This window comes from Nocardiopsis nanhaiensis (assembly GCF_054778635.1).
Genome location: NZ_BAAGZJ010000020.1, coordinates 41597 through 59734, shown reverse-complemented (window position 1 = coordinate 59734; position 18138 = coordinate 41597). Strand labels below are relative to the sequence as shown.

The following is an 18138-nucleotide window of genomic DNA, read 5'->3' as shown; positions in this document are numbered from 1 at the left end:
AGGCATGCCATGACGGCTCTTGACGGTCGTGAAGTTTCCACCACTGAAGAGCACACGGTGACCACTGGCCCCATCATGGGATCCCGCAAGGTCTACCGGGAGATCGACACCCCCGAAGATCTCACGCTCCGCGTCCCCGGGCGCCGGGTGGAACTCAGCAACGGCAGCCACTTCGACCTGTACGACACCTCAGGTCCGTACACCGACGACTCCGCCACCATCGACGTCCACCGGGGACTGCCCCAGACCCGCCTGGACTGGACCCTGGACCCCGTGAACGGCTCGGTCAGCCAGCTGGCCTACGCCAAGGCCGGGATCACCACCCCCGAGATGCGCTTCGTGGCCGCCCGAGAGGGCATGGACCCCGAGTTCGTCCGTGAGGAGGTGGCGATCGGCCGCGCGGTCATCCCGGTCAACCGCAACCACCCCGAGTCCGAGCCGACCATCATCGGCAAGAAATTCCTGGTGAAGATCAACGCCAACATCGGCAACTCCGCGGTCACCTCCTCGGTGCCCGAAGAGGTCGAGAAGATGGTGTGGGCCACCCGGTGGGGCGGCGACACCGTGATGGACCTGTCCACCGGCAAGCGCATCCACGAGACCCGTGAGCGCATCATCCGCAACTCACCGGTGCCCGTCGGTACCGTCCCGATCTACCAGGCCCTGGAGAAGGTCGACGGCGACCCCACCAAGCTCACTTGGGAGATCTACCGAGAAACCATCATCGAGCAGGCCGAGCAGGGCGTGGACTACATGACGGTCCACGCGGGCGTCCTGCTCCGCTACGTGCCGCTGGCAGCCCGCCGCGTCACGGGCATCGTCTCGCGCGGTGGTTCCATCATGGCCGCCTGGTGCCTGGCCCACCACAAGGAGAGCTTCCTCTACACCCACTACGAGGAACTCTGCGAGATCTTCCGCCAGTACGACATCACCTTCTCCCTCGGTGACGGCCTGCGCCCCGGCTCCATCGCCGACGCCAACGACGAGGCCCAGTTCGCCGAACTGCGCACCCTCGGCGAGCTCACCCACATCGCCCGCGCCCACGACGTCCAGGTGATGATCGAGGGCCCCGGCCACGTCCCGATGGACAAGATCAAGGAGAACGTGCGCCTGGAAGAGGAGCTGTGCGGCGAAGCGCCGTTCTACACGCTCGGCCCCCTGGCCACGGACGTCGCGCCCGGCTACGACCACATCACGTCGGCGATCGGGGCCGCCCAGATCGGGTGGTACGGAACCGCGATGCTCTGCTACGTCACTCCCAAGGAGCACTTGGGGCTGCCCAACCGCGACGACGTCAAGACCGGCGTCATCACCTACAAGCTCGCCGCCCACGCCGCCGACATCGCCAAGGGCCACCCCCGGGCGCAGGAGTGGGACGACGAACTCTCCAAGGCGCGATTCGAGTTCCGGTGGCGGGACCAGTTCAACCTGTCCCTGGACCCCGAGACCGCCCAGTCCTTCCATGACGAGACACTTCCCGCGGAACCGGCCAAGACCGCGCACTTCTGCTCCATGTGCGGGCCCAAGTTCTGCTCGATGAAGATCTCCCAGGACGTGCGCAAGTACGCCGCGGAGAACGGCCTCGACACCGTCGAGGCCATCGAGAAGGGTATGGCGGACAAGTCCGCGGAGTTCGCCGAGGGCGGCAACCGCGTCTACCTGCCCCTCGTCGACCAGAAGGACTAAATGGACTAAGCAGCGCGGGCCCGCCGCCCGGTCGGGGATGGCGGGCCCGTCGAGCCTGTGTCAAGGTGAAGTCCCTCCTCCACCGAAAGGCGCCGATGGAACTCCTGGAAGCCGATGTCGCGATCACCGTTTCCATCTTCGGCTTCTTCGCCTTCGTGTGGTTCGGATGGGCCCAGGAACGTCCACCGTCGCAGCGGACGCGCTGGTGGCTCGCTGGAGGCGCGGTGGCCGGCCTGTTGCTGTCGGTCTTCGGGGGGATCCGCACCGGAGCGGCCGAGGATGACCCTTCCCTCTATGAGGGAGGCGCGATGGGCCTGTTCTACATCGTCGTCGGCCTGGAGTTCGGCCTCGCCGCCCTCGGCGCGATCATCCTGGTGATCGTCAGACGCCAGGAGTTCATCGCCCCCTGGATCTGCCTCGTGGTGGGCGTGCACTTCTTCCCGCTCGCACCCCTGCTGGGCAACGCGGCCCTGTACGTGCTCGCGGCCCTGCTGACGGTGTGGCCCTTTGTCGCGGTGCGCGTCGCGCAGCGCCGCGATCTCTCCACCAGCTTCATGACCGGGGTCGGGGCCGGTTCCTGCCTACTGTTCTTCGCGCTCCTCAGCACCGTGGGCCTCCTCCTGGCCGGAGCTTGACCCGTCCCGGAACGCCTGGGCTGCTGCCGCCCTCCGTCCCGCGGGGCGCCCGGCGGGCAGGCAGACCGTCCGGTTCGCCGCGGCCGACGGCGTCCGTCCGGGGGGTCAGCTCCGCTTGAGGGCGCTGGCCACCAGGTGGACGCCGACGTAGTCGTCGGAGTCGGCGGCGTGCAGCTCCATCTCCACCAGCCGGGCCATCGACCTGGGGTCGCGGGCCAGCATCATCTCCACGGTCGAGGCCGACAGAACCGTGCGCGGTTTGATCCACTCCAGTTCCAGCCCGGCTTCGGTGACCATCTCGGTGAGCTGCTCGGCGGTGAAGCAGCGGGTGATCGAGCCGTCCGGCCAAGGCACCAGGAGCACGTCCGCGCTGGGCGCGTGGCTCAGCTCCGGCCAGTAGTCCTGTTCGGCGAGCAGCGCCATGCCGAGGACCACCGAATCCACGGTGAGCAGGGCCCGGCCGCCCGGGCGCAGGACGCGTGCGACCTCCGCCATCGTCGACTCGGTGGCCAGCTGCCTGGAGAACACCCGGTTGTCGGCGATGACCCCGTCGAAGGACTCCGGCGTGAAGGTACGGAGGAAGGCGGAGTCGCCGACCACGTGCCGCAGCCGACCCCGGGGGGACGACGGGGGCGGCACCACGGCGCGGCCGTTCACCAGGGTGAGGGGCCGCCGCATCGCCAGGTCCGCGGAGGGGAGCAGGGTGACGACGTCGTGCCCGGCGGCGACGGCCCGGGGCGTGCCCTGGAAGTCCGGGCTGGACAGGTCGAGCAGCCGGGAGGGGGTGGGCGGCAGCCACCGGGTGATCTGGGTTTCGGCGACCGCCCAATAGAACCGCCAGTAGTCCGAGAGCCGGTCTGTGGTGGCGAACTGTGCCGCTGGTGATCGGGGGCGGTCGGAGGCCGGAGTCGAGGACGGTCGCACGTGCACTCCTCTCCCATCCTTCAAAGGGTCCTACCCGCACTCTGCCATGCCTCACCTTCACCGGCTGAGCTAAACGACAAAGTTCCGGACGGAGGGGGCCTTGGTCTCGGCCGAGAGTGGAATCACTCGGGGGAGGCCGTTGTTGTCAACGGCACCGTCCGAGGAGTAGGTGCTCGGGAGGGTGTTCGCGAAACGCGAGACAGGGAAGGGGTTGGGTTCAGAGCATGCCGACTGCCGGTGCGTGCCTTGAGCGCGAGGAATCCGGATCGACGACGCACGGCGTCGATGCGGAGGTCCAGGTTGTGGGACCGTATCGTTGGGGTATGGACGCCCCACCCGGGACCAGCGCGAGGAGGCCGAAGGGCTTGGACCAGAGCCAGGAGACAGCCGAGGAACGGGGCGAGCGGTTCGAGAGGGACGTGCTTCCCTTCCTCGACCAGCTCTACTCGGCGGCGCTGCGCATGACTCGCAACCCCGCTGACGCCGAGGACCTCGTCCAGGAGACCTTCGCCAAGGCGTTCGGCTCCTTCCACCAGTTCAAGGCGGGGACGAATCTCAAGGCGTGGTTGTACCGCATCCTCACGAACACCTTCATCAACTCCTACCGGAAGAAGCAGCGGGAGCCGAAGCAGGCCGGTACCGAGGACGTCGAGGACTGGCAGCTGGCACAGGCCGCGTCGCACACCGCGGCGGGCCTGAAGTCGGCTGAGGCCGAGGCGCTCGAACACCTCCCCGACAGTGACGTCAAGCGCGCACTGCAGGAGCTGCCCGAGGACTTCCGGATCGCGGTGTACCTCGCCGACGTCGAGGGCTTCGCGTACAAGGAGGTCGCCGAGATCATGGGCACCCCCATCGGAACGGTCATGTCCCGCCTGCACAGAGGGCGGCGGCAGTTGCGTTCCCACCTTGAGGAGTACGCGGTGGACCGCGGCTTCCTCTCGGCGGCGCGCGCGGCGGAGACCGCCGGAGCTGTCGCTTCGGGACCGTCCGCCGGCGGGCGGGCACAGGTGAGTGGGTCGGATCGAGGAGATCGGCAATGAGCGGCGGCGACGACAAGTCGGAGGCGGACACCCCGTGCAGCGAGGTGCTCGACAAGATCTACACCTATATCGACGGTGAGCTCGACGAGAGCAACTACGCCGAGGTGAGGGCACACCTTGACGGGTGCAGCCCGTGTCTGGACGAGTACGGCCTCGACGAAGCGGTGAAGAAGCTCGTCGCCAAGCACTGCGGATGCGATCCGGTCCCCCTGGACCTGCGTGACAAGGTCCTCGGGCGCCTGGCCGAGGCGCGCAACGAGCAGCTGGCCCGCGAGGCCCGGGCCGACTCACCGGGGGCGCCTGCCTGACGGACGATCGGCCGCGATGCGGTGGCGAAGGCTGGAATTCCAGCCTTCGCCACTTTTTTGTGCTTGATGGTGCCTTGTTCGATTCTGGTGTGATGTGCGCGATTTGCGTGCTTTTGTGGATTGTGTTCGGACTGTTCTTTTGTCCATGGGGGTTTTGGTCACTGGGGTGCCCGGCGGGTGGTTCCGAGGGGCTCTCGACACGCCCGGTCCGGTGAGATGGTTTTCAACCGTGACCGAGTCGGAATGAATTTCCTGTGGTCGCTCCCGGAATGTTTCACTTGCTTACCATGAGTAGTCGCTCCTGCTGGTTCCGGAGGGTTGGCCCATCGGGAGCGCCGGAGTAAGGCGCGGTCTGCCTCTCATGCCGAACACCCTGTGGTTACTCTATGTAGTGGACTAGAATTGCTAATTGAATTAGTAATTCCGTACTTCGGAACTTTCTGCCCCTGTTGGTCCCCGAAGGGCCTTCGGTTCGGGTTGGTGGTAATCGGGAGGGTGTTGTTGCCCGTTAAACTGGATGCCTTATCCAGCGAATGGGGCAATTTGCGCGGCGTGCTCGGAGGATGGGGGCGCCGCGTCGGGGAGAAGGGGACTGCGATGCTCGTCAGTATGTACGGCGCCATGATGGCCGCGATTTTGGTGGCTTCCACTTTTCACGGATGGTCCTGGTGGTAGAACAGAACCGGTGAAACCATGACAGTCCGGTCGTCGTCGGTGGGGGGTGAACGGGGGTGCGGGCTCTTCCAGGGGGCGCGCGTGTCTACGTCGGAATCATCGTTGTCAGTGCGGTCACCATCGTGCTCATCGGGCCCTACTCGGGCATCGATCTGGGGACCCTGGCGATCATCGCGGTTCTCTTCGTCGTCGCGGAGTCGATCAGCACACACGTCGTCGTCGACGTCAAGGAAGCCGGGATCTCACCGAGTTCGGCCGTGGCTCTGGCCGCCGTCGTCCTGGTCGGACCCGCCGGTGCGGCGGTGGTCGGTTTCGCCTCCTGCTTGGCGTTGCGCAGGCAGGGTCCGGTCAAACGGGCCTTCAACGGGGCTCAGTTCGCACTGGCGGCCTACGGCGCCGGACACGTCTACCTCATGCTTGGCGGCACCGTGGGGGTGCCTGGACAGTCGGACTTCCCCGACATCGTGCTTCCGTACGTCGCCGCGGTCCTGACGCACACGCTCCTCAACTCGGCGCTCATCGGCGTACTCATGTGGTGCCTGGGAGTGGCACGAGCCGCCGGATCCGGGCCGCTCCGCTGGCGGCCGCTGGTCACCCTGGAGGTCACCTCCATCGGCTACCAGATGCTCGGTCTCGCGATCGCGGCGATCTGGGGCGCGGTGGGGGTCCTCGCACCGCTCCTGGTCCTGTTGCCGCTGTTCATCGCACGGTGGATCTTCAGCCAGCAGATCGCCGAAGCCCGTGCGCACGAGGCCACCCTGGCCACGCTGTGCCAGGCCGTGGAGACTAAGGACTACTACACCCGCGGCCACTGCATGCGTGTGGCCGAGGGATCCGCGATGATCGCCGCTGAGCTGGGCATGCCCGCCGAGCGGGTGCAGAAGATCCGCTACGCGGGGATGCTGCACGACATCGGCAAGCTCGGGGTGCCCACCAAGGTGTTGCAGAAGAACGGCAAGCTGACCGACGACGAGTACGCCGCGATCAAGCTCCACCCCACGCGCGGCTACGAGATCGTTCGGGAGATCAGCTTCCTCGACGAGGCGCTCGCGGGCATCCGGCACCACCATGAACGCCTGGACGGGCGCGGATACCCGATGGGCCTGGTCGGGATGGAGATCCCCGAGTCCGCGCGCGTCATCAGCGTGGCCGACGTCTTCGACTGCCTGACCTCCACGCGCTCCTACCGCAAGGCCTGGTCCGTGGAGGCCGCCATCGCCGAACTCCGCCGGTGTGCCGGGAACCAGTTCGACCCGAGGATGGTGGAGGCCCTCGTCCGGGCCGTCCACCGCGAGGGCTGGGAGACACCGGACATCGCGGAACCGCCCGGCGGGCGCTACGGTACCGCCGACCGGACCGGTTCCGACGGCGCGGATGCACCGATGTCCGGTGCCCCCGCCTCCGGCGTCGGGACCCCGGGTGCCACCACCTCGGAGGAGGGCACGCCGGTGGCGGAGTCCACTTCGGCCGGAGCGGTGACGGGTGGGCGGGACCGATGATGGCCCAGAAACACGCGGACGAAACCGGTTCTACCGGCCCCGAACCCGGAGGGCCGGAGGGCGGGGCGCTCGGCCACCAGCGTTCACGCGGGCCGGCCTGGAGCACCACGAGGCCCTTCCGTGCCGCACTGGTGGGGGGCGTGGGAGCGGCGTCCCTGGTGGCGCTGGTGTGGACCGCAGCCTCGGGGTTCGTCGACCCCTACGCCGCCCTGGCCTTCTGCCTGGTGATCGCGGCGGGCGAGCTGGTCAGGATCACGCTGCCCGGACACCGTGAATCCGCCCCGATCGCTTCGGCCGGGGCGATCGCCTACGCGCTGTTGCTCGGCCTGGGCGGCGAACCCGCACAGCACTCCGCCGGGCAGGTGGTCGCGGTGGTCGCCTTGGGCGTAGCGCTGGGCGAACTGCCGCACGTGGCGGTCGGGCGCAGCCCGAGGTTGGAGGACGTGGCCCGCAGAGTACTCACCGCACTGCTCCTCGCCGCGGCCTTCCGACCGTTGATGGAAGTGCTGTCCCTGAGCGGGCCCTCCGTGGCCGCGGTCCTGCTCATGACCTCCCTGGTCGTGGCCGCCTGGGTCCTGGACGTGGCGGTCTCCGCCGTACTCCGGGCCGAGCGCCTGCGCACCCGCGTACGGGTGGCGATGCGCGACGAGGGCCGGGCACAGGTCCCCACCGGGGCCGCGATCGCGTCCAGCGGGATCCTCATCGTGCTCGCCTGCACGGTCACCGGCCTGGTCGGCCTGCTGGTCTTCACCGCTCCTCTGATGGTGTCCCAGGTGGCCTTCCGCCGACACGCGGAGGTGCGACACACCTACCTGGAGACGGTCCGGGCGCTGTCGCGCGTTACCGAGGTGGGGGGCTACGTCGAGAACGGGCACTCGCGCCGGGTGAGCAGACTGTCGCACGGAATCGCCTGCGAACTGGGTTTGGCCGAGGCCGAGCTGTTGGAGCTGGAGTACGCGGCGCTGATGCACGACATCGGCCAGCTGTCCCTCCGGGAGCCGATCGCCGGAGGGGCCACGGTCTTGGCCTCGCCCCGGGAACAGCGCCGCATCGCGGAGCTGGGGTCCGCGATCATCCGGGAGACCGGGGTACTGGACAGCGTCGCCGAGCTCGTGCGTCGCCAGTGCGAGCCGCTCGCCGGGGACGGTGAGGAGGGCGTGCCCCCACTGGGCAGCCGCATCATCAAGGTGGCCAACGCCTTCGACGACCTGGTCGGTGAGAACGGCGACGCCGAGCGCAGGGTCGCCGTCGTGGAACGCCTGCGCATGGACACCGACAGCGAGTACGACCCCTGCGTTGTGGACGCCCTGGCGAACGTCCTCAGCCGCGCCTGAGCCAATAAGGGGGGCTTGGGCCTCCGGGGCCTGGGGTGGCGGGGTCAGTCCCTCGGCGGGCGCAGGCGTGTGACGAACTTGTACCTGTCGCCCCGGTAGAGCGATCGGACCCACTCCACCGGGTGGCCGTCGCCGTCGAAGCTGTGCTGGCAGTGCAGGACCAAAGGAAGGCCCACGTCCACGCCCAGCAGTCGCGCCTCGTTCGGGGTGGCCAGGACCGTCTCGATCGAGGCCTCTGCCTCCGCCAGGGAGACGTCGTAGGCGCTCGCCAGAGCCTCGTAGAGCGAAGCGTAGCGGTCGAGCTGCCTCCGGAGTCCTGGGAAGCGCCGAGCGGCCAGGTGGGCCGTTTCCACGGCCATGGGCTCACCGTTGGCCAGGCGGAGCCTCTCGATCCGCAGCACCCGCCCGCCGGAACGGATCGCCAACAGCTCGGCCAGCTGGTCGTCGGCGTTGATGTAGCTGACGTCGAGGATGCGCGTGGCCGGGTGCAGGCCGTGCGCCCGCATCTCCTGCGTGTAGCTGGTGAGCTGGAGTATCTGCGCGACCTTAGGCTTGGCGACGAACGTCCCCTTGCCCTGGATCCGCAGCAGGCGGCCCTCGACCACCATCTCCGTGAGTGCCTGGCGCACCGTGGTCCGCGAGGTACCGAACTGGGTGGCCAGGGCGCGCTCGGGCGGGACCGGGTTCCCGGCCGGCATCGCCTCGATCAGCTCCAGCAGCTGCTTCTTGACCTGGTAGTACTTCGGCACTCGTGGGTTGCCGTCCAGTGTGCGCTGACCAGTCATCAGTCTCCTCCGCCGCGTCCCGCGCCTGTCACACGCCCCGCCCGGAAGTGGTCGGCCGCTCCGAGGCCGCCGATTGGTGTGGACCACTGGTCGAGTGCGTCTCTCTTGAGTATGCACGTCTTCATGGGATGATTTGTGAGTGCCTCACCTCACCGACCTCATTCGGCGCCACACGTCACTCAAACAGGCGGACCTGGAGTGGATCCTCTCCTTGGTTTCCGACTGGCAGCTCCTGGCCGACCTCTCCTTCGCGGATCTCGTGCTGTGGGTGCGTCTGCGCGACGACGACGGCTGGGTCGCCGTCGCGCAGATGCGTCCCACGACGGGGCCGACCGCGTTCCAGGACGACCTGGTCGAGACGGTGCTCAGGGACGACATGACCGATGTCACGTCCCGTTCGGGGCCCAGGGTGGTCGGCCGACGCGCCCTCATAGACCGCGCTTGGATCGAGGGGCGGATCTGCCGGGACGGTGACCCCGACTGGTCGGGCGGCGTCCCCGTGCGCGAAGAGACCATTCCGGTCCGCCGCGCGGGAAACCTGGTCGCCGTCATCCAACGCAGCACCAACCTCAGCTCGGCACGCACGCCCAGCCGCCTGGAGCTCACTTACCTCCAGAGCGCGGGCGATCTCGCGCAGATGATCGCCGAGGGCGCCTTTCCGTTCAGCGACCAAGGCCCGCTCATGGTGCGCTCGCCTCGAGTGGGAGATGGTCTACTGCGACTGGACCAGAACGGCGAAGTGGTCTATGCCAGTCCGAACGCCCTCTCCGCTTACCGGCGTCTGGGTCTGACCGCCGATCTGGTCGGCGCGCGCCTGGACCGCACGACGTTGGAGCTGGCCGCACAGGGGGAGGCCCGGGACGAGAACCTCACCTACACCGCGAGCGGGCGCGCTCCGCAGGAGGCAGAGGTCGAGGCGCAGGGGATCACCGTCCAACTGAGGTCCATACCTCTGGTCATCGACGGTGTGCGGATCGGTGCCCTGGTCATGGTCCGCGACGTCACCGAACTCCGGCGGCGTGAGCGCGAGCTCATGACCAAGGACGCCACCATCCGGGAGATCCACCACCGGGTGAAGAACAACCTCCAGACCGTGGCGGCGCTGCTGCGCCTGCAGTCACGGCGGCTGGACGTGCCCGAGGCGCGGGCGGCGCTGGACGAGGCGGTGGGCCGTGTGGGTTCGATCGCGATCGTGCACGAGATGCTCTCGCACACGCCGGACGAGGTCGTGGACTTCGACGACATCGCTGACCGCGTCATGCAGATGGCCGCTGAGGTTTCGTCGACCGGCAGCACCGTGGTGCCGCGGCGCGAGGGTCACTTCGGCCTGTTGAACGCGCTTGTGGCCACGCCGCTGTCGATGGTGCTGGCCGAGCTGGTGCAGAACGCGGTGGAGCACGGGCTCGGGCAGGGGCCCGGCCGGATCGAGGTGCGGGTGAGCCGGTTCGACGCGAGGCCCGGCTTCCCGGGGCCGAGCAGCCTGGAACTGGCCGTGTCCGATGACGGCGGCGGCCTTCCGGAGGACTTCGATCTGGAGGGCACCACGAGTTTGGGACTGCAGATCGTGCGGACCCTGATCGTGGGCGAGCTCGGCGGATCTCTGGCGATCAAGCCGAAGGAGGGCGGCGGGACCGAGGTCGTGATCAGCCTGCCGCTGGAGTATGAGGAGGGTGAACTCCCGTAGCGGGGTTCTCCTGCCCCCGTGGAGGCGCGTTCCCCTGAGGGGCTGTCTGCCTGGACGCGGGCCGGCCCCCGCCGCGCCAGCGGGGGGTCGGTCGGCGTCGTCTCAGGCCGCCCGGAGGGCGAACGCGCTCCGGTGCGTGCCGGGACCCTCGATGGTGGAACTGTCCTCGGTTCGGCGACCGGTCAGCTGCGGACCATGGGACGGAGGGAGCCGCTGCGCTTGATGCGGCGTCGCTCGTCCTCGGAGGTGCCGCCCCAGACCCCGCCGTCCTGGCCGCTCTCCAGCGCCCACTTCAGACAGGCGGAACTGACCGGGCAGCGCTGGCAGACTGCCTTGGCCTCCTCGATCTGGATCAGTGCGGGGCCGAAGTTGCCGATAGGGAAGAAGAGTTCAGGGTCTTCGTCACGGCAGGCTGCGTCATGGCGCCAGTCCATGCGTCCACTCCTCACAGTGAGGCGATCGGGGGTTGTGAAGCTTTTCACGATCAAGGGCGCTCTACGGCCGTCTGCGTCGGTGGCATCCGGCCGAAGAAGTCGAGGTTTCACCCCACGGCCATGTGGGAAGCGCCCAAATTAACTCGCCCGTAACTCGCGGCGATATGTTGAGCGTGACAGCATCACGGAAGCCATGCAAGAGCTCGTGGGGTCAAAGGTCCTGTTCCGCGTGTCGGGTGCGTCACAGTGCTCCTGAATGGCGTCCTTTCCGCAATTAACAGAAGAGTCGTAATGCGTTCGGTATCGAGTGGAAGTTGACCTCTTCGCGCTCGCCCAGGTATTCACCGTCGATTTGGAAGGCCCTCGGGTGGGTCGACGCGATCCGAAGAGATCCCTGGTCGTGCCAGGTCACGTAGCCGTCCCCGCGGGCCGGAAGGCCCTTGGGGAAGAACATTTGGGAAAGTACCCATCCAGTCAACGCGTGCGAGGACTGCGTCAGGGCGAAAGCGTCCAAGCCCAACTCGAAACGGGACGCCGGCGTTGGTTGAAGAGGCAGGGACCCCGCGTACGTCCACGGAGTGGTGTTCGTGACCAAAGCGAAATAGACATGGTCTAGGGGTCTTCCGCCGTTGGACACGCTGAGTGACGGATCGCGGATATCCCCTTGGAAGAACAGCTTTACCGCTGCCTCCGCGTAGAGCGCGGGAGTGGCCTTCCGGCCGTTGCCCCGTTCGTGCTCGACCTGTTGCACGACGTCGGCGTCCCAGCCGAATCCGGCACAGAAAGTGAAGTAGCGGTCGTCCTGGTCGCTGGTGATGCGGCCCAGGCCGATCTCCCGCTCGTGTCCGGCCCGGATCGCCTGAAGCACCGCGCCGGTCGCCTCGACAGGGTCGCCCGGAACCCCCAAGGCGCGGATGAACACGTTCGCGCTGCCACCGGGGATCACGGCGTACCGAGGGCGGGCCAGGCCGTCGGGCGTGGCGAGAAGCCCGTTGACGACCTCGTTGACGGTGCCGTCTCCGCCGAGGCTCAACACGAGTTCGTAGCCTTGCGCCGCCGCGTCCCGTGCCAGCTCCCTGGCGTGGTCGCGGTAGGCCGTCTCGATGGTGCTGATGTCGAGTTCTGCGGCCAGTGCGCCCAGGATCACCTCGTGGGTACGGGGTGTGGTCGTGGTGGCATGGGGGTTCACGATGAATAGGGCGCGCACTCGGCCAGTGTAGGCGGTGAGGCGTCTGGCCGCGGGCGCTGGGGTGACCCGCACCACATCAGCCGTGCGGGGGTGGAAGGCGGGGCCCCGCGGACGCGTATAGGCTCGTCAGGTGTCTTCGCGTCCCTTCACCATCGTTGTCGCCGCAGCGCTGGAGGCCCTGATCGGGGTGGCCTCCGCAGTTGGCGGAATCTACAGCCTCTACACCGTGATCGCCGGCCAGGCGACGGACCCCGTCTCGTCCGCGATGCCGCTCACCCTGATCGGTGTCGGCGTCGGCGCGCTGCTGGTCTTCGTGGCCTACGGCCTATGGCAGCTGCGGGACTGGGCCCGGACCCCGGTGGTGGTCACCCAGCTCTTCATGGCGGTGGTGGCGTACTACATGTTCACCGGAGATCAGTACCTCATCGGTGCCGTGATGCTCGGCACGGCCGTCATCGCCACCGCGGCCGTTCTGGCACCGCCGACGACCGCGGTGCTCTTCACCGGCATCGAAGAGAAGCGCCGGTAGCGGCACCGCGGCCGTCGGCCACGGACCAGTTCAATCGTCCGTGGTGAGTGCCTGCCGCAGCTGCGCCAGGGTGCGCGCCAGCAGACGCGACACGTGCATCTGGGAGATCCCCAGCTCCTGGGCGATCTGCGACTGGGTCATGTTCCCGAAGAAGCGCAGCAGCAGGATGCGCTTCTCCCTGGGCGGAAGCTGTTCGAGGAGCGGCTTCAACGACTCCCGGTACTCGACACCCTCCAGCGACTCGTCGACGATCCCGAGTGAGTCGGCCACCGCGGGGGCGTCCTCGTCACCGCTGTCGGGAGCGTCCAGCGAGACCGTCGAGTAGGCGTTGGCGGACTCCAGACCCTCCAACACCTCCTCCTCGGTCATCTGGAGGTGCTGGGCCAGTTCCGCGACGGTGGGGGAGCGCCCCTCCCGCTGCGAAAGGTCGCTGACCGCCTTGGTCAGCGAGAGCTTCAGCTCCTGGAGGCGACGAGGAACCCGCACCGCCCAGCCCTTGTCCCGGAAGTGCCGTTTGATCTCACCGACGATCGTCGGGGTCGCGTAGGTGGAGAACTCCACCCCTCGATCCAGGTCGAACCGGTCGATCGACTTGATGAGACCGATCGTGGCCACCTGGGTGAGATCGTCCAGCCACTCGCCGCGGTTGCGGAACCGTCGGGCCAGGTACTCCACCAAAGGCAGGTGGAGCTCCACCAGTTCGTCACGGATCCTCCGCCGTTCGGCCGACTCCGCGTCGAGTTCGTTAAGGCGCTCGAACAACTCTCTCGCGCGCGCCCGGTCGGGCACCGCGTGCTCGGTCTTCGCTGTCAGAGCGGGCCCCCTTTCGCTCACGCCGGCTCCAGGGTGCCTCGGCGTTTGTACAGGACGATGTAGACGCGGTCGTCCGGACCGACCCCCGCGTCGACATCCCCCGCGAGAGCGGACAGGACGGTCCAAGCGAAGGTGTCCCGGGCTGGAAGGCGTCCGTCTGCGGTCAGTACCGAGACGGTGATGCGCATCCCATCAGGGGTGAGTTCGAATTCCGTGGTCAGTTCTGTGCCTGGTAGCGCCTGCGAGAGGAGCATCGCGCACGCCTCGTCGACCCCGATCCTCAGGTCCTCGATCTCATCGAGGGTGAAGTCGAGCCGTGCGGCCAGCCCTGCCGTCGCCGTGCGCAGAACAGACAGATAAGCGCTGTCGGCGGGCATGTTGACGGTGACAGCGTCGCGAACACCAGTAGCGTCGGCCGTGGGCACAGCGGTTTCTTCGGTCACGTCCCTCCTTCGGGGGGCGAGGTTGCCGCTTGAGAGCAATGTATCTCGTTTCACCCTGCCACTGACGCAGGGATGAGAGATCGTGTCCGGCCTGCAAGGCCTGAACACGAGACGAATGGCCTGGCTCAGCCCTTCTCGGAGCCCAGTGCGGTCAGCGAGTCGCCGTCCAGGCGACGGACTGTCCATCCGTCCATGGGTGTTGAGCCCAAGGCTTTGTAGAACTCGATCGCGGGGGTGTTCCAGTCGAGCACCGACCACTCGAGACGGGTGTATCCGCGTTCCACGCAGATCCGGGCGAGGTTCTTCAGGAGCTCCAGACCGTGTCCGTTGCCGCGCATGTCGGGGCGTACGTAGAGGTCCTCCAGGTAGATGCCGTGCCGCCCGGTCCAGGTGGAGTAGTTGCGGAACCACAGGGCGAACCCCGCGGTGACCGGAGCGCCCTCCCCGCCGGCGTGCTCCGCCACGTGCGCGTACACGGAGGCATCCGGGCCGAACAGCGCGGTGTGGAGGTCCTTCTCGGTGGCTACGACCGCGTCTGGCTCCTTCTCGTACTCGGCGAGTTCCTCGATCATCCGGTGCATGTAGGGAACGTCGTCGGGACGGGCGGGGCGGATCATCGGACCACCTCGGTCACGGGTCGGGGGCTGCCGGTCGATCCCAGCGTATGCGCTGGGCGGGGGGTTGCGGGGCTGGCGGGAGACACGTGGCGACCTTGCCCGCCCGACCCGTCCCGCGCGTGCCCCGCCGCGCCACCCTCGTGCTCTTCGGTGAAGACCGTGTGCCGTCAGCGCGACCGGTGGGCGACCACCCGCTCCACCATGCCGAGCAACAGGCGGTCGTGGTGGCCCACCACGAACCCGACCACTTCCGCCAGCTCCCGGGGGAGTCGGCGCGGGTGTTCGCGTCTGCCCTCGCGGAGCCGGAACGGGAACCTCGTGTACTCGATGTGGTCGACCATAAGAAGGCGGCCTCCGGGGACCAGGACCCGGTACATCTCCGCCAGAGCGCGCTCCTGGTCCGGAATCGTGCACAGGGCGAGCGCGCACAGCACAGTGTCGAAGGACTGGTCGTCGAAGGACAGCTGTTGGGCATCGCCCTCCACCAGACTGATAGGGCGTCCCAAGGACTCGGCCCTCTCCCGGGCCTTGGCCATCATGGCGGGGCTGAGGTCCACACCGGTGAGTTCCACCTGGGGCGGGTAGTACTCGAGGTTCCGCCCGGTGCCCACGGCCACTTCGAGGGTGCGCCCCCGGGCCCCGCCGGAAAGGATCTTCCGAGTGCTGCGGAGGGCCGAGGGCTCGAACCGGCCCCCGAGGTCGTAGCCGCTCGACCTGTGCTCCCAGAGTTCGCGTGCCTTCTCCGTGCGCTCGTCCATGTCTCTCCTCGGGGCGGATGGGTTCGCCCCTGCAAACAAGACTCTGCGACCGGGAGCCCCTCCGGTCAAGAGGATCGGGCGTGTTTCCCCGACCGGCTGCCGGTCAGCTGCCGCAGGAAGTGCCGCAGTGGCGGATCACGGCTCCGTCGGTGTCCACGACCTCGCGGTCGCCCAACGGTTCGCTCAGGGTCACCGCCTCGCGCTGCAGACCGTCCCGCTCGCTTCCGCAGAAGGCCTCGCCCGCGCCTAGCATGGAGGAGATCTCGACCCGGTCTTCGTCCTGTACCCGAGCAGAGGTATCACCGATGGTGGTGACGCATTCGATGTGGGCGAGGGAGACGGCCAGTTGCGTGCTCTCCTCGCCCGTGTTCCCTTCGTCGTCCTCCTCGATGACGTATCCCCTGATCTGCGCGTGGTCGGAGGAGGTGGTCACGCTCGTGAGCCCGTCCGGCCCGGTGTAGTCCGGACTCGGACTGCTCTCCGGCGCATCGGTCTCCGGGGCGGACGCTGATTCGGAGGAATCGTCAGACGCCGAACCGCCCGACGCCGAGCCGGAGGAATCCGCGTTGGCGAGCACACTGCACGAGCCCAGGAGAACGACGATCGCCACGATCGCGCCCAGCCGGTGCATCGTGAAGTACGCCTCGCTGGGCTCGTTCTTCTCCGGGTTCCGGTACTGCCAGGCCGACACGTACCAGACGACCCGCGGCTGGATCAGCACACAGGCGAACCAGAGGATGCCGATACCGAAGATCAGATAGAGGAGTTCCACAGCCTTCCAAGGTGTGCGTGCCCTTCGTTTGCTTCCCACTACTTGACGCGATCGTCCGGGTTCGGGTTCTGGCTCCTGAGAGTGAGTCAGGACACGAAACGGCCCCGTGCGCTCTCAAGATGAACCCGAAGAGCGCACGGGGCTTCGGAGTGCGCGCTGTTGGCGGCCGCGTCCGGCGTTCTACAGCACCTTCGACAGGAAGGCCTTGGTGCGCTCCTGCCTCGGGTTGGTGAGCACCTGGGTGGGGGTCCCCGACTCCACGACGGCGCCGTCGTCCATGAAGACCAGGGAGTCGCCGACCTCGCGGGCGAAGCCCATCTCGTGGGTGACGACCACCATGGTCATACCGTTCTTGGCCAGGTCGCGCATGACGTCCAGGACCTCGCCGACCAGCTCCGGGTCGAGGGCGCTGGTGGGCTCGTCGAACAGCATGAGGGACGGATCCATGGCCAGTGCCCGGGCGATCGCCACACGCTGCTGCTGGCCCCCGGAGAGCTGTTCGGGGTAGGCGTTGGCCTTGTCCGGCAGCCCGACCCGGTCCAACAGCTCCAGAGCGCGCTCGGTGGCCTTTGCCCTCGGGGTCCGCTTGACCTGGACCGGCGCCTCGGTGACGTTGCCCAGCACCGTCAGGTGCGGAAAGAGGTTGAAGGTCTGGAAGACCATCCCGATGTCGCTGCGCTGGGCGGCGATCTCGTGGTCGCGCAGCTCGTACAGGCGGCCGCGCTTCTGCCGGTAGCCCATGAGCTGCCCGTTGACCCACAGGCGGCCCGCGCTGAGCTTCTCCAGGTGGTTGACGCACCGCAGGAACGTGGACTTGCCGGACCCGGAGGGGCCGACGATGCACATGACCTCGCCGCGGTTGACCGTGAGGTCGATGCCCTTGAGGACCTCGAGGCGCCCGAAGCTCTTGTGCACGTCCTCGGCCACCACGAGGGCTTCGGCGGGCAGGGCAGTGCCCTCGGCGGCCTCGACCACGGCCTCCGTGCCGTGGCCCTTGCTCTCGTCAGTCATCAGTGCGCCCCTCCGACGATGCGGTCCCGGACTCCGCCGCGCTCACTCCGGTTGAATCTGCGTTCGATGAAGTACTGGCCGACCATCAGGACACTGGTGATCGCCAGGTACCACAAGCACGCCGCGACCAGCATCGGGAAGATCTGGTAGCTCCGCGTGCCGATGGCCTGGAGCTGGTAGAAGAGCTCGATGGTCACCGGCACGTAGGCCAAGAGCGCCGTGTCCTTGAGCATGGCGATGGTCTCGTTGCCCGTCGGGGGGATGACGACGCGCATCGCCTGCGGCAGGGTGATCCGCCGCATGATCTTGCTCCGGCTCATGCCGAGCGCCTGCGCGGCCTCGGTCTGGCCCTTGTTGACCGACTGCAGGCCCGCCCGGATGATCTCCGCCATGTAGGCGCCCTCGGACAGGGCCAGGGCCAGCAGCCCGGCGGAATATCCGCTCAGCAGTGTGCGGGCGTCGATCTCGAAGAAGCGGGCGTCGCCCTCGAGGCCGAGCAGCGGCATCCAGTAGTTGTCGAACGGCAGCCCGATGTGGATGGTCGAGTACAGGATGGCGAGGTTGCCGAAGAGCACCGCCAGCACGAGTCGGGGCACTCCGCGGAAGAACCACGTGTACAGCCAGGAGACCGACACCAGTACGGGGTTCCCGGACAGCCGCATCACCGCGAGGACGATACCGAGGAGAATGCCGATGATCATCGACAGGACGGTGACGCTCAGGGTGATCCACACACCGCGGACCACCGGGTCCGAGAACATGTGGTCCAACATGAAGGACCAGTTGAACGCGGGGTTCGTGAAGAGCATGTGCACGAACATCGCGGCAAGGACCAGGATGACGCCCGCCGCTACCCACCGTTCGGGGTACCGGACGGGGACGGCGGTGATCGGGGCGGCCGAACGGCCCGGGGTCGGTTCCTTCGACCCCGGGCCGCCCACCGGTTCGCTCGGTGAGGTCACAGTCAGACTTTCGCTTGGTGTTTCAGGTGGGAGCGGGCGG

Annotated in this window: 19 protein-coding genes; 8 read left to right on the top strand and 11 right to left on the bottom strand. The window is 67.7% G+C overall.

The genetic code is table 11. The features are described from left to right. Positions 1 to 9: 9 nt before the first annotated feature. Positions 10 to 1686, top strand: coding sequence for a phosphomethylpyrimidine synthase ThiC (gene thiC / locus ACYVD1_RS12195; RefSeq protein ID WP_460771512.1), 1677 nt, complete (start codon positions 10 to 12; stop codon positions 1684 to 1686). 95 nt (positions 1687 to 1781) lie between these two features. Next, the gene (locus ACYVD1_RS12190; protein WP_460771509.1) at positions 1782 to 2321 is read left to right on the top strand and encodes a hypothetical protein; all 540 of its coding nucleotides are present in this window, start codon (positions 1782 to 1784) and stop codon (positions 2319 to 2321) included. Positions 2322 to 2426: 105 nt separating this feature from the next. On the opposite strand, the gene ACYVD1_RS12185 is transcribed toward ACYVD1_RS12190, so the two are convergent. Further along, positions 2427 to 3251, bottom strand: a complete 825-nt coding sequence (locus ACYVD1_RS12185) for a class I SAM-dependent methyltransferase (protein ID WP_460771507.1) — start codon at positions 3249 to 3251, stop codon at positions 2427 to 2429. 359 nt (positions 3252 to 3610) lie between these two features. Here ACYVD1_RS12185 and ACYVD1_RS12180 point away from each other — a divergent pair, with 359 nt between their 5' ends. From ACYVD1_RS12180 to ACYVD1_RS12165, 4 genes are all read left to right on the top strand, one after another. Then, positions 3611 to 4285 carry a sigma-70 family RNA polymerase sigma factor gene (locus tag ACYVD1_RS12180; RefSeq protein WP_460771562.1) on the top strand — a complete coding sequence of 225 codons (675 nt, stop codon included), beginning with the start codon at positions 3611 to 3613 and terminating at the stop codon, positions 4283 to 4285. Then, a complete protein-coding gene (gene rsrA, locus ACYVD1_RS12175; RefSeq protein WP_460771505.1) occupies positions 4282 to 4593 on the top strand; it encodes a mycothiol system anti-sigma-R factor in 312 nt (103 codons plus the stop codon). Before ACYVD1_RS12180 ends, rsrA begins: the two co-directional genes overlap by 4 nt. A gap of 797 nt (positions 4594 to 5390) precedes the next feature. Further along, on the top strand, positions 5391 to 6767 hold the full coding sequence (locus ACYVD1_RS12170; RefSeq protein ID WP_460771559.1) for an HD-GYP domain-containing protein: 1377 nt from the start codon (positions 5391 to 5393) through the stop codon (positions 6765 to 6767). Beyond that, positions 6767 to 8101, top strand: coding sequence for an HD-GYP domain-containing protein (locus ACYVD1_RS12165; protein WP_460771503.1), 1335 nt, complete (start codon positions 6767 to 6769; stop codon positions 8099 to 8101). The genes ACYVD1_RS12170 and ACYVD1_RS12165 overlap by 1 nt, the downstream gene beginning before the upstream one ends. Positions 8102 to 8145: 44 nt before the next feature. Here the strand turns inward: ACYVD1_RS12165 and ACYVD1_RS12160 are convergent, their stop codons facing one another. Continuing rightward, the gene (locus ACYVD1_RS12160; protein ID WP_017585072.1) at positions 8146 to 8886 is read right to left on the bottom strand and encodes a GntR family transcriptional regulator; all 741 of its coding nucleotides are present in this window, start codon (positions 8884 to 8886) and stop codon (positions 8146 to 8148) included. Positions 8887 to 9025: 139 nt separating this feature from the next. On the opposite strand from ACYVD1_RS12160, the gene ACYVD1_RS12155 reads away from it, so the two are divergent. Further along, a complete protein-coding gene (locus ACYVD1_RS12155) occupies positions 9026 to 10570 on the top strand; it encodes a sensor histidine kinase (protein WP_460771500.1) in 1545 nt (514 codons plus the stop codon). Between the two features lie 182 nt (positions 10571 to 10752). On the opposite strand, the gene ACYVD1_RS12150 is transcribed toward ACYVD1_RS12155, so the two are convergent. After that, entirely contained in the window at positions 10753 to 11004 is a 252-nt protein-coding gene (locus ACYVD1_RS12150) for a WhiB family transcriptional regulator (RefSeq protein ID WP_460753440.1), read from the bottom strand. A 274-nt stretch (positions 11005 to 11278) separates the two neighbouring features. Next, positions 11279 to 12211 (bottom strand): diacylglycerol/lipid kinase family protein, encoded by a 933-nt coding sequence (locus ACYVD1_RS12145; protein ID WP_460771496.1) that lies wholly within the window; start codon positions 12209 to 12211, stop codon positions 11279 to 11281. A 112-nt stretch (positions 12212 to 12323) separates the two neighbouring features. On the opposite strand from ACYVD1_RS12145, the gene ACYVD1_RS12140 reads away from it, so the two are divergent. Continuing rightward, the gene (locus ACYVD1_RS12140; protein WP_460771493.1) at positions 12324 to 12722 is read left to right on the top strand and encodes a hypothetical protein; all 399 of its coding nucleotides are present in this window, start codon (positions 12324 to 12326) and stop codon (positions 12720 to 12722) included. Between the two features lie 30 nt (positions 12723 to 12752). On the opposite strand, the gene ACYVD1_RS12135 is transcribed toward ACYVD1_RS12140, so the two are convergent. From ACYVD1_RS12135 to ACYVD1_RS12105, 7 genes are all read right to left on the bottom strand, one after another. Then, a complete protein-coding gene (locus tag ACYVD1_RS12135) occupies positions 12753 to 13511 on the bottom strand; it encodes an RNA polymerase sigma factor SigF (RefSeq protein ID WP_460753529.1) in 759 nt (252 codons plus the stop codon). A gap of 41 nt (positions 13512 to 13552) precedes the next feature. Further along, positions 13553 to 13978, bottom strand: coding sequence for an ATP-binding protein (locus ACYVD1_RS12130; protein WP_460753431.1), 426 nt, complete (start codon positions 13976 to 13978; stop codon positions 13553 to 13555). A 125-nt stretch (positions 13979 to 14103) separates the two neighbouring features. Beyond that, positions 14104 to 14595: a GNAT family N-acetyltransferase gene (locus ACYVD1_RS12125; RefSeq protein WP_460771490.1), complete on the bottom strand. Its 492-nt coding sequence runs from the start codon at positions 14593 to 14595 to the stop codon at positions 14104 to 14106. A 167-nt stretch (positions 14596 to 14762) separates the two neighbouring features. Continuing rightward, on the bottom strand, positions 14763 to 15353 hold the full coding sequence (locus tag ACYVD1_RS12120) for a class I SAM-dependent methyltransferase (RefSeq protein WP_460771487.1): 591 nt from the start codon (positions 15351 to 15353) through the stop codon (positions 14763 to 14765). Positions 15354 to 15456: 103 nt separating this feature from the next. Beyond that, positions 15457 to 16125, bottom strand: a complete 669-nt coding sequence (locus ACYVD1_RS12115; RefSeq protein WP_460771485.1) for a DUF6199 family natural product biosynthesis protein — start codon at positions 16123 to 16125, stop codon at positions 15457 to 15459. Positions 16126 to 16305: 180 nt separating this feature from the next. Beyond that, the gene (locus ACYVD1_RS12110) at positions 16306 to 17136 is read right to left on the bottom strand and encodes an amino acid ABC transporter ATP-binding protein (RefSeq protein ID WP_460771482.1); all 831 of its coding nucleotides are present in this window, start codon (positions 17134 to 17136) and stop codon (positions 16306 to 16308) included. Then, positions 17136 to 18098, bottom strand: coding sequence for an amino acid ABC transporter permease (locus ACYVD1_RS12105; RefSeq protein WP_460771480.1), 963 nt, complete (start codon positions 18096 to 18098; stop codon positions 17136 to 17138). The genes ACYVD1_RS12110 and ACYVD1_RS12105 overlap by 1 nt, the downstream gene beginning before the upstream one ends. Positions 18099 to 18138 lie beyond the last annotated feature (40 nt).